Raw genomic sequence first — 12,212 nt, 5'->3', positions numbered from 1 at the left:
ATTACCTAAATCAAAAGCTCTTCTTTTTTATTATTAATCACACCCTCTTTCTCATTAAAGATGTACTGATAATTTGCAGGTTTTAATAAGGATTGTGATAAGTACAAGATAAAAATGCTTAAAGGGAAAATACAAATTAAATCAAATGGGAATTGCAAAGCGCCTATACCACCAAAAGCCCCTAAATAAGACAACAGTAACATAGCCACCATATAAAACATAAACCAACACATCAGTCGGCCATTATCAAAAGAGCTTTTTCGATGAGCCATAAAGTACAACCCAATCCCAATTAATAAAGCCACATCTAATTTCCATAGGATAGCAAAGCCGCACCAATACAACATTAAATTACAAAAATAAAATGCAAGATGAGAACAGGCCACAGCTCCAGACAGACGAAATGGGCGCACAGTATCTGGTTGTAACTTACGCATTGCTAAAAGACAAATGGGGCCAATACTGTAAGAAAGAATGCTCGCGGAAGAAAGAAAAGCGACCAATTTTTGCCAGCCAGGAAATGGCAAAAATGATAACATACCCACAATTAAATTGGCGTACAAAGTAATATAAGGAATTTTATGACGATTTACTTTTAAAAATATTTTAGGCAAATGCTTATTTTGAGCCATACCGTATAAAATACGTGATGTTGCTGCCGTATAAACCAATGCAGTTCCAAAAGGAGAGAATGAAGCATCGATCATCAATAAAATGGCCACAAAAGCCAGACCTAAACTCAATGCCAATCCGACTAAAGGTCCACTATCTCCAGGATATGTTAATCCTGCCCAACCGTGCGCTAAATATTTTTGTGGAACAGCAGCAATAAAACTCAATTGCAGTAAGAAATAGAGAATAAAGCCAATAATTACCGCCCCTAAAATGGCTATAGGAATACTTCGCTGCGGATTTTTAACTTCTCCAGCCAAGATTAAACCATTTTGAAATCCAGTAAAAGCAAATACAACCCCACCTTCAGAAAGTGCGGCAAAAATTTTCACCCAACTGTCCTTATCAGTCAAAGATACCGAAACATTGCTCATTGAAGGGGCTACATGCAACAAAGAAACAATGGCAATACTGGGTAAAATAAATTTGATAATACTTGCATATTTATTACATTCAGCTAGCAATTTAATTCCATAGGAATTTAATAAAACAACAAAAAGCATAATCGCAACTGCAGCAAGATAACCATAAGATGAAAGCTGTAGAGTGACTGAATTACCAGCGACTAAAGATGGAAAGAAGTGGCTCGTGTATTGAAGAATTGCTTGTATTTCAATAGGCGTCATTACCACATAGGAAAGCCATGACGTCCAAGCGAATAAGAATCCTACTTCTTTGCCATGAGTAAACGTAGGATAATTGGACATTCCGCCAGAAATGGGAAACATAGTGCCTAACTCACACAACGGTAGAGCGATAAACAGCATAAAAATCGTTGCGATAACCCAGGAAACAAGCGAATTACTGCCTGCTATTTGCGCACTGATATAGGGGCTAAACAACCAGCCAGAACCCACCATACCTCCAGCGGCAGCTATTAAAACATTTGTTGTAGTGATATCGCGTCGCAGCATAAAAAATCCTTTCTACCTATGTTTCATCCATTACATAATAGATTATCATAACATCTTATTAGGTAAATCCAAGATTTATGTTTAAAGGGATGGTGAATCATTCAACAACGAAACCTATACTACTAAAAAGCATTGTATTCATTATGAATCCATGAACTAAGTGCTATTTCAGGGTAGTATACATGGCGATTTCACCGATAAAATAATTTGTAGGTTGAGTCTTGGCTCAACCTACAAATTATTATTTGATTTATTTGTTTCAAGATTATATTTTGGTGTAACCTGCTACGAGGATTTTCGATGTTGCATAATGGCAGAAAAGAACTCCGGTTTATTAAGTCCAATAGCAGCAAATATTTGCGGTACGCGATCCCAGGCTCCTTCTTGTTCAATACTGTCAACTACCATTTCAAAACCTGCTTTTTTATCAACATCAACGCCCCAACCATTAATATAACAAAGACCAGTCAACCGTTTTGCTTCAATATGGCCTAATTTAACTGCTACAGACAAATAGGCATGTGCTTCATCAAAAAGTTGTTGGCATTTCTTCTGATTGATTTCACTTTTAAATACGCCCTCTTGTTCCAAATGATTTCTCAATTTTGCCTCATCAAGAACTATTTTTCCCAGCAGATAATTCGCCTCAGCATCATCAAGCCCAGCGGCTGTACGTAAACACTCCTCGTACATTAACATCGCAAAAGGGAATTTTTTACTACACTGCATTTTTTTATAGATGCTAGCTAAATCATAATAATAAGCAATTTCTTTTTTCAGCACGTCATCACCTGGCTGATTATTCACTCGGTTTGCCTGCATCGCTTTAATTTTTTTAGTAATACTTTTAATTTTCCAACGCTTAAACATAAATAACTCCTGTTATCATCCGTTAGACAGTTGATTGAACAAAATATTGTAATAATAGGATAATAACCACAATAGCAATCATTAATCCCAAGATTTTGCCCCCTAAACTTACAGATTCCTTGATCTGTTTTTGTAATTCTTCGGTATTTTTTTCTTGCTCTTCTATTGGTGGTGTTTCAGGTCCATACATTTTGCTGTCTAAATAACGAGAAACGAAATAAGAAGCAAGCCCAGTTAGAACGCAAGGTACAAAAAACAACATCCAAACAATAAATTTACTGCCTGCAAGAGTATAATGATAATTATCCTGATATATTGTCAAAAGATTTAAAATAAAATCAGGTACATCATAATTCCATTCAAAGAGAAAATAAGGCAAAATATACAAACTAAAAAATAATAACCCCAAGCTTATCACCAGGCAAATAATGCCAAAAATAAAAAGTTTGCTATTGCCACCAAAGCGTTCATATTCCATATGAGCCTTTACAAAATATTCCTCTTATTTTTTAAGATAGCAGATGCATATAAATATGTACACTTGCTGGAGATATTAAGCATTTCATTTTAAAATGAAATGCTCCACTTATTTCATGTAAAAGGCACACTATGAAACGCCACGTTTTTATGCTCTCAGATGGCACTGGGATTACTGCTGAAGCTTTGGGTAACAGTCTTATTACCCAATTTGAAAATATTTCATTTGAACGCCTGACAATTCCTTATATTGATTCTTTAGAAAAAGCATCTAGAGTAGTTTTGCAGATTAATCAGGCTTATTTGAATACAGGAATTAAGCCTTTAGTATTTATGACCTTAGTCAATCAAGAAATTCGCAGTCATTTTTTTGAAAAAACCAACGCTTGTGTTTTTGATTTATTTAATACGTTTATTGGACCGTTGGAGAAAGAGCTTCATGAAAAATCGTCTTATACTGTGGGACGAACCCATGGCGTAATTGATAATAAATTGTATTTACATCGTCTGGAGGCTATTGATTTTGCGCTGGCACATGATGATGGCATTAAAACACGAGGTTATGATAAGGCCGATATTATTTTAATTGGTGTTTCTCGCTGTGGTAAGACACCTAGTTGTTTATATATGGCGCTGCAATATGGAATTTTAGCAGCAAATTATCCATTTACTGATGACGAAATTATGGGTTTTAAATTACCTGAAGTGCTACGCTCCTATAAAGATAAGCTTTTTGGCCTAACTATTGACGTGCACCGCCTCCAGCAAATCCGGCAAGAACGACGACCCAATAGTAAATATGCCACTTCAGAGCAATGTCGGCTGGAAGTTAACGAAGTAGAAGCAATGTATCAACGAGAGAAAATTCCTTATCTCAATTCAACCAAGTATTCTATTGAAGAAATTTCTACTAAAATTCTTGCTGCAGCAGGTCTACAAAGGCGAATTTAAAGACCTAATACCTCATCAATGCGCTATTTTCTGACGAAAAAATCAAATGCTGTTTACATTTTGATGTGAATAACAGAAATGTAAACATACCTATCAATTTGCTTTAATAATTTGTCATTGCCCCCGTTATTCTTTAAATCTCATATTGCAGAATTCAAAATATCAATGTATGTTAATGAGTGATGGGTAAGTTTCTTTTTATGCTTTAGTGATAATGTCACAATTTGTAACTGTTAAGACACGCCTTATTATCTACCTGCCCTACTGTGATTAAAGCATAAGTCCCTGTTATCTGTACAAAATATTTGCAATTTAATGAACTTAACTATGTTTAACAGCGATCATTTTTTATTGATGCTGTTGTAATTGGAGATACGTTGTATGAAGAATGACGACTATCAGATAAATGGTAGGCTGTCGCCTCAAAATAGCTTTATATTATCCCTCGAATGTATGGACTTTCTTGTCACAATGGAGCGTTTTTCTCGCACACGTCGTCAAGAATTGCTATTAGCGCGGCAGCAAAGGCAACAAGATTTTGATGTAGGGATTTTTCCTCAATTTTTAAACGAAACTCAGCACATTCGTGAGGATCATTGGACTTTAAATAATACACCAGCAGATTTACAAGACCGACGGGTTGAAATTACTGGGCCTGTAGATCGAAAAATGATCATCAACGCACTCAATAGCGGCGCTAAAGTATTTATGGCCGATTTTGAAGACTCCAATTCACCAACCTGGAGTAACTGCATCGATGGCCAAGTTAATTTATATGATGCAGTACGTAAACAAATTACTTATACAGATTCCAAAACCAACAAGCATTATAAACTCAATAAGCAAACTGCGGTTCTTATGGTGCGTCCTCGCGGTTGGCATATGGAGGATCCTCATGTTTTAATCGATGGCCAGCCTATTTCTGCCTCTATTTTTGATGCTATGACCTACTTATTTCATAATGCCAAAGAACTATTAGCTCAAGGAACAGGCCCTTATTTTTACCTACCGAAACTCGAGTCTCACCTTGAAGCACGTTTATGGAATGATGTGTTTCTCAAGGCTCAAGAGTATCTAAAACTCCCTCCTGGTAGACTCAAAGTCACAGTACTCATTGAAACGATTACTGCAACTTTTGAAATGAATGAAATTATTTATGAATTACGTGATCATATTGTTGGCTTAAATTGTGGCCGATGGGATTATATCTTTTCATTCATAAAAAAATTCTGTAACCATAAAGAGTTTCTCTTACCCGATCGTCAACAGATCACCATGAGCACGGATTTTTTAAAAGCCTATGTGACTTTATTAATTCGTACCTGTCATCGGCGAGGAATTCACGCAATGGGTGGCATGGCTGCGCAAATTCCAATTAAAGGAAATGAGGCGGCCAATCAAGATGCTTTGGAGAAAGTTTTTGCTGATAAACAAAGAGAAGCCTTAGCAGGACACGATGGTACCTGGGTTGCTCATCCTGCCCTAATTCCTGTTGCCCTCAAAGCCTTTAATGAGGTTATGCCTGAGGCAAATCAGCTCAAAAAAATCCCTGAAGACTGCCAAATTACAATCCATGAGTTATTGGCTGTGCCAAATGGCGAGATCACTGAAAGCGGAGTTAGAAATAATATTACAGTCGCACTACTTTATCTGAGATCGTGGTTATCGGGTAATGGATGTGTTCCTATCCGCAATTTAATGGAAGATGCTGCTACGGCAGAAATTTGCAGAGCGCAATTATGGCAATGGGTAAAATTTTCTGCACCTTTAAGTAATGGAATACAGTTAAATGCATCATTGTTGCAGCAATGGATTAAGGAAGAATACGATTCATTATTAATAGAAGAGCAAAACAAGCTGTCGGATTCACAATCATTAATAGCAGCAAAAAAAATAATGGAGCAAATGATTTTTAATCCATCCTTCGCTGATTTTCTTACCACCCTGGCATATCCCTATTTAATCTTAGAAAAAAGGATCGCACGATGAATATCCTAGACCAAATAAATGAGCTAATTAACGACTGGAAAGATAACCCAAGATGGAGAGGTGTAGTTCGCCCCTACAGCGCAGAAGACGTTGTCAGTCTAAGATCTTCCATTAAAATCGAATACACTCTTGCATCCTATGGTGCGCATAAATTATGGAGCATGTTACAGCATGATGAACCAGTCACTGCTTTAGGCTGTTTAACAGGTAACCAAGCAATCCAGGCAGTGCAAGCCGGTTTAAAAGCAATTTACTGTTCAGGTTGGCAAGTGGCTGGTGATCATAACTCTTCAGGACAAATGTACCCCGACCAAAGTCTTTATCCTGTAGATTCAGTACCTAAATTGGTAGAAGCAATTAATAATGCTTTACGCAGAACCGATGAAATTCATCGTTTAAATAAAAATGAAACTATTGATTGGTATGCACCAATTATTGCAGATGCTGAATCAGGATTTGGTGGTAATTTAAATGCCTTTGAATTGATGAAGCATATGATCCAGGCCGGGGCTGCAGCCGTACATTTTGAAGATCAATTGTCGTCAGCTAAAAAATGCGGGCATATGGGAGGAAAAGTACTTGTTACTACTTCAGAAGCCATTCATAAGCTAGTAGCAGCGCGTTTGGCTGCAGACATTAAAAGCGTATCTACTATTATTATTGCACGTACTGATGCGAATGGCGCTAGTTTAATTACGAGTGATTTTGATGAAAATGATAAAGTGTTCTTAACTGGTAAACGATCAAAAGAAGGTTTTTATTATGTGCGTGATGGTTTAGAACAAGCCATCAGCCGTGGTTTAGCTTATGCACCATACAGTGATATGATTTGGTGTGAAACATCTAAACCAAATCTTACTGAAGCACGTGAGTTTGCGCAAGCCATTCATCAAAAATATCCTGGTAAACTTTTATGCTATAATTGCTCTCCTTCTTTCAACTGGCAAGCTAATGTGGATGAGAAAGAATTACGCTCATTTAGAGAGAAATTGTTTGAAATGGGCTATAAATATCAATTTGTTACTTTAGCAGGTTGGCATAGCTTGAATTTGAGTATGTTTGAAATCTCAAAGGACTACAATAAAGACGGCATGTATGCTTACTCACAAATGCAACAACGTGAAATGCAGCAAGAGCAAGAAGGTTTTAGAGCAACCAAGCATCAAAGTTTTGTTGGAACGGGTTATTTTGATGCAGTACAAAATGTGATTATGCAGGGTCAAAGTGCTACTACCGCCTTGAAAGGGAGTACTGAAGACGAACAATTTGCCGAAACTGCATAATTTACAGCAGCGTTATCAAGGAAAAATGTCGATTTGCTGATCGACATTTTCCTATTTATTGCTCCTACTTCTCAACTGCGCTGTTCACAATGTAAAATACATACCAGTTAATCAATTATCTTACATACTGATCATTTGATAATGAATTATAAAGTGGGTATAATTCACTCGTTCATGACTTTAGTGCTCACAAAATGGACGATCGCAAAAATAAAAGACAGCCATCCCAGTTTTTTTATCTTTATTCCCTTTATCTTGCAATTGATAGTGGCAAACTTCCTTTTGCCTTTATTCGTTATTATTTTGATATTGTCCTTAATAATCCAGCGCTTGTTAGTCAAGAAATGCAAAAATGGATGTTTAATCCCCTGGGTTCAACAATCGTAGTAATTAGCGTCTTCTCTAGTGTAAGCATTGCTTTACTTTCGTTAAACAGAAAACAAGAGGAACAAAACGCGAACAAACAGATTCTAATTAGTTTATGGTTTTACACTCGCGATGCTATAAAAAATTTACGCAATGCACTTCGAGGTGTAAGCAGTACGTTCACTCTATTCTATTTGCTAGATATTGACGATCTTCGTTATTTAATTATCCCTACTGCGCTATTTATTGGCATCATTTCGGCTTTAAATCGCATGGGAACTCGATATCGCATGAGCAAATATCATGAACAAGTACAAGCTAATGAAGATTTTCTGAAAGACATTCAAGAATTAAAACACTACTCTTCAGAACAATTTGTTAAATTAAACCACAAAATACATCGCTATTCTTCCACACAACAGCTATTCTCTTTTTCCTCAACCTTACTCGGTGCATTGATTGATGGCATTAATCCTTATATAGGTACTCTGACGATAGGTACTTTATCTCCCTCAATGTTACCTTTTATCGCAACATTTTCTTTGCTTTTTTTTATTGCCACTTTAATTATTAAGATCAATGATGAACTACATTATCAAAAACAATTCGTAAAAACACAAAAAAGTGTTGAATTAGCATTAATTAGCAAAGAAATTGATTATCTTGAGCTTACTGGTAAATACTCTGCTCTTAGGAAATTACATTACAGGCAAAAGCAGCTAAAGCAAGATATTGATGCTCTCCATGTAGAATATCCAGTTTTTCTGGCGGGGATAAAACAAGGATTAGCTTATTACAAATACATTATGCTCTCTATAAATACAATTACCTTTATTTCGCCAATAAAAATTGCCAGTATTTTACCCATTCATCGCACAGCCTTAGGAATGCTTTCTTTAATCAGCGGAATCAGTGTAAAACTTGCTTTAAGCTGTACCAATAAAAAAGCCAATGAGAGTTTGCACATGCAAAATAGAAACTTATTTTTTGCGTATCATAATGCCACACCAAGCCATCAATATACTAACAAATTCAATCCTAAGATGGATAATAAACAAGCTACTTATTGTAATGGATGCAATGGCTTATAAAAAGTATAAATGCCCTTATTTTATTTGCTATGGTCAATTATAAAAATGTATAATCTAAAATAATCAAAAAAATTTTCGAGGAATAACAATGGTCTTAGTTTTTATAAGCGGGGCATCTGCCTCTGGAAAAACAGGGATTGCTGAGCACCTGGCTAAAGAGCTAGGAGAAAAAGCTCAAATCCTCAACATGGATGATTATTTTTTGGAAATCCCAGACAAGGCTGATCCTGTCAAATATAGGAAGAATACTAATTTTGACCTCCCCTCTATGCTTGATATGGACCTATTTAAAAAACATCTTAAAGATTTGCACAATGGAAAAACTATTGAAAAACCTGTTTTTCATTTCCCAACAAATAAACGATTACCTGAGAAACAAAAAATTTCTCCTAGTGAAGTAATTATTATTGAGGGTATTTTTGCTCAGTATTTTTACGACAACTACATGCCTGACAATGCAGCAGCAGTAACATCCTTTGTAACTACTGATAGCTACAGAGACATTGTTGGACGTCGTGTTAGTCGTGATATAAAAACACGCAATCGCGAGGCGAAGGATGTAATTTTTCAAGAAAAAAAATATGTTGGTCCTGGCTTTTTACAATTTACCGCAAGTCATTCTCATGTGGATGTTTTTCTTCACAACTCCTCTGAAACGGATACAGAGAGGCAAGATAATTTATTAAAAAATGAAGCAGCAAAGCTTGGCAAGGTCATTAAAGAGCGCCTAAAACAAGAAAAAAATAATTGCCTACCCCCAAAACGCAAGCTTCCAGACTCACGAGAGTTGGTAACCAAAAGTCATTTTATGGCTGGAGATGAAGAGTTCAAAGGAGAATTTCATGGCGTCTTTGGCCAACATATTAATGAACAAGAAATGCGTATTCGCCTCATTCGCAATTTACGCGAATGCAATCACCAAGCTGACCAATATAAGCTTCTTAGCTCGACAAAAAATGGAGGATTTTTTGAAAATCCTGAGGCAGCTGACTATAACTTAGCTAAAAACTTGTTACAATCTTTAGTTGAAGATGAACATATTTCTATCAAGGAGCTATTTTCTAATATTGAAAAGCAGAACTTAGCCAAGAGCAGTAAGCAATTAAATACAATTATTACAATGGCTCAAAATTATATTCACAATGATCAAACTTCCAAAAAGAGAATATCCTGATTCCACTATAAAATGTAGGGTTCATTGGACTCTCTGTAACGCTACACACTGACATGCATAACTGCCAACCTCAACCCTCAAATTTTTTTACACGGTATATACTTGTAAAGTAAAACAAATTATAGGGACATAAACATCATGGTCAGTAAAATGAATAGCAGAAAACCTCTAGGCTTAATTAATAAACCCTATAACTCTATGAAAGAAAAGCAATCTTATCAACGAATTGCCTGTGTCTTTCAAGGTGGAGGTGCTTTGGGGGCTTATCAAGTAGGAGCTTATCGTGCAATTCATGAACGTGGTTATACACCTAATTACTTAGCAGGTGTTTCCATTGGTGCCATTAATAGTTCAATCATTGCCGGTAACCCTCGTGAATTACAAATGGATAAATTAATGCAGTTTTGGAATACCATTGTCCCTAATTTATGGACAGACCAATTTATTCAATATAATAAGACAGACTATCTTCGCCATATAAATAATTGTATGGGCTCGCTCTATTCTGTATTTTTTGGCCTCGAAGGCTTTTTTAAACCTCGTCTTATTCCACCGAATGATTTAACTCGCGATACACCAAATAATTTAAGCTATTACGATACCTCAGAATTAAAAGACACATTAAAGAAAGTGATTGATTTTGATCGTATTAATTCTAAAGAGGTAACCTTATGCTTAGGTGCAGTGAATATTGCTTCAGGAGAAATGACCTTTTTTAATAATCAACAACTTAATATTACTCCTGAGCACATTATGGCAAGTTGTTCTCTGCCTCCTGGTTTTCCTGCTATTGAAATAGATGGAGAATATTACTGGGATGGAGGCATTTATGCGAATACACCATTAGTAACAGTACTTGATGCCCTTCCAGAAGAAGACACCTTGTGTTTTGTTATTGATTGCTTCAGTTTAAAAGGCCCTTTACCAGAAACTATGGATCAAGTAGAAGAACGCCAAAAAGATATACGCTATGCAAGTCATTCGCGACGTTTAACCAATGTCTACAGTAGCCGTCAAAATTTGCAGTCAGCCATTACTCTTCTAGGTGAATATTTACCACCTAAAGTAAAAAAAGATCCTGCAGTTCAAGAATTATTACAATTAGGCATTAGCAAACGTTTTAGTGTGGTCCATATTATTTATCACGGAACTCCTTATGCTCATTCTTTTAAAGACTATAATTTTGTCCGCTCAGCGATCAATTTACGGCTAGAGACAGGATATAAAAATGCGATTGATGTATTGAATAAACCAGAATGGGAAACAAAATCAACACATCCTATTGCCTGCTCTATTTATGGAGTGCCTCCGGATTTTTTTTACCAGAGATAATGTTCAAGACCAAGGTCATCCTTGCAAAGCATAATTAACTTTGCTAGTTTGTTTGTTAAGATCTTGGAAAATTGTTTATTAATGCATTCATTACGCGTTTTTTTTGCCATTACCCCACCAAAACTCATACAACCATTATTGGTAAAAACCTTAGCATCTTTAAGAAAAGCATTTCCCGAACAGGCATTAAAGTGGATGCAACCCGAAAACTTACATATCACTCTGCAATTTATAGGTAATATTCCACAAATACAAATTACTGAGTTAATACACCAAGTACAATTAGCATTCAAAAACACTTCCGCATTGCCATTGCAATTAGGTCAATTGGAATGGTTTCCTTCATTAGAGCAGCGTAAACTTCTTTCTCTTACGGTAGAACCTCAGGATTTGCTTAGAATGCTCTCCTCAACTTTAAGACAAATCCTGATTGACTTAAACCTGGGTCCAGAAACTTTACCTTTTCGTGGACATATGACTCTGGGGCGTATTGTTCAACCTTCCCTATGCCTTAAGCGATTAGAAACACAAACCATACCTTCTATTCCTGAGGTACTAATTGATACGATTCATCTTCTTGAAAGCAGATCTGATAATAGTGGAAGTAATTATCATCCATTAGCGGAATTCAAATTAACCTGAGTTTCAAATTAGCCAAGGGATAGAAATCAAAACTTTTACCGCCATTTTGAGACAAATCAAGCTGGAAAATCCTTAATATTATCTGAGCAGATAGAGAATATCTGTTGAACCGTCTTCGTTTGTGAAGACTTTATTGTATTTTTTGGCTTAAAAGTTGATTACTGCTGCAGCACTTTCACCACTTTGAATTATATGAAGTTGATAATTTTGTGGGTCGTGTTCCATTTGCTTGAGCAATATTTCATTCATTTTTTTATCTTTTTCTGCTTGCTCATGTAAATGGGTGCATTCCAATACGTATCTTAGGTCAAAAAAATAAATTTCATCATTCTCGTGAGATAAATATTGTTTAATGCTTTGTAGCGATAGTCTGTTATTATAATGTGTTTCATAGTCGAATCTATTTTTCACAGAAATTTATTGATTATAACAAATAGATTTATTTTTGTCT

General features: G+C 35.9%; 11 protein-coding genes. 7 read left to right on the top strand and 4 right to left on the bottom strand.

The genetic code is table 11. The features are described 5' to 3' along the window. Window positions 1-5 precede the first annotated feature (5 nt). From QM652_RS00115 to QM652_RS00105, 3 genes are all read right to left on the bottom strand, one after another. Complete coding sequence (locus QM652_RS00115; RefSeq protein ID WP_415072112.1) at window positions 6-1,586, bottom strand: APC family permease; 1,581 nt, start codon at window positions 1,584-1,586, stop codon at window positions 6-8. A 285-nt stretch (window positions 1,587-1,871) separates the two neighbouring features. Further along, a complete protein-coding gene (locus tag QM652_RS00110; protein ID WP_415072111.1) occupies window positions 1,872-2,456 on the bottom strand; it encodes a hypothetical protein in 585 nt (194 codons plus the stop codon). A 22-nt stretch (window positions 2,457-2,478) separates the two neighbouring features. After that, a complete protein-coding gene (locus QM652_RS00105; protein ID WP_415072110.1) occupies window positions 2,479-2,934 on the bottom strand; it encodes a hypothetical protein in 456 nt (151 codons plus the stop codon). 131 nt (window positions 2,935-3,065) lie between these two features. On the opposite strand from QM652_RS00105, the gene QM652_RS00100 reads away from it, so the two are divergent. The 7 genes from QM652_RS00100 (at window position 3,066) to thpR (ending at window position 11,761) form a co-directional block, all read left to right on the top strand. Beyond that, on the top strand, window positions 3,066-3,884 hold the full coding sequence (locus tag QM652_RS00100) for a pyruvate, water dikinase regulatory protein (protein ID WP_415072109.1): 819 nt from the start codon (window positions 3,066-3,068) through the stop codon (window positions 3,882-3,884). A gap of 381 nt (window positions 3,885-4,265) precedes the next feature. Next, window positions 4,266-5,873: a malate synthase A gene (aceB, locus tag QM652_RS00095; protein WP_415072108.1), complete on the top strand. Its 1,608-nt coding sequence runs from the start codon at window positions 4,266-4,268 to the stop codon at window positions 5,871-5,873. Further along, on the top strand, window positions 5,870-7,156 hold the full coding sequence (gene aceA / locus QM652_RS00090) for an isocitrate lyase (protein WP_415072107.1): 1,287 nt from the start codon (window positions 5,870-5,872) through the stop codon (window positions 7,154-7,156). The genes aceB and aceA overlap by 4 nt, the downstream gene beginning before the upstream one ends. A gap of 194 nt (window positions 7,157-7,350) precedes the next feature. Continuing rightward, window positions 7,351-8,613: a hypothetical protein gene (locus tag QM652_RS00085; RefSeq protein WP_415072106.1), complete on the top strand. Its 1,263-nt coding sequence runs from the start codon at window positions 7,351-7,353 to the stop codon at window positions 8,611-8,613. An 88-nt stretch (window positions 8,614-8,701) separates the two neighbouring features. Continuing rightward, window positions 8,702-9,787: a uridine kinase family protein gene (locus QM652_RS00080; protein ID WP_415072105.1), complete on the top strand. Its 1,086-nt coding sequence runs from the start codon at window positions 8,702-8,704 to the stop codon at window positions 9,785-9,787. 150 nt (window positions 9,788-9,937) lie between these two features. After that, window positions 9,938-11,119, top strand: coding sequence for a patatin-like phospholipase family protein (locus QM652_RS00075; protein ID WP_415072104.1), 1,182 nt, complete (start codon window positions 9,938-9,940; stop codon window positions 11,117-11,119). A gap of 81 nt (window positions 11,120-11,200) precedes the next feature. Beyond that, the gene (gene thpR / locus QM652_RS00070; RefSeq protein WP_415072103.1) at window positions 11,201-11,761 is read left to right on the top strand and encodes an RNA 2',3'-cyclic phosphodiesterase; all 561 of its coding nucleotides are present in this window, start codon (window positions 11,201-11,203) and stop codon (window positions 11,759-11,761) included. 147 nt (window positions 11,762-11,908) lie between these two features. On the opposite strand, the gene QM652_RS00065 is transcribed toward thpR, so the two are convergent. After that, on the bottom strand, window positions 11,909-12,172 hold the full coding sequence (locus QM652_RS00065; protein WP_415072102.1) for a hypothetical protein: 264 nt from the start codon (window positions 12,170-12,172) through the stop codon (window positions 11,909-11,911). Between the last annotated feature and the right edge of the window lie 40 nt (window positions 12,173-12,212).

Source organism: Legionella sp., from assembly GCF_047605385.1.
In the GTDB taxonomy this organism is placed as follows: domain Bacteria; phylum Pseudomonadota; class Gammaproteobacteria; order Legionellales; family Legionellaceae; genus Legionella.
The sequence above is the reverse complement of the archived record's forward strand: the minus strand, read 5'-3'. Positions and strand labels throughout refer to the sequence as shown.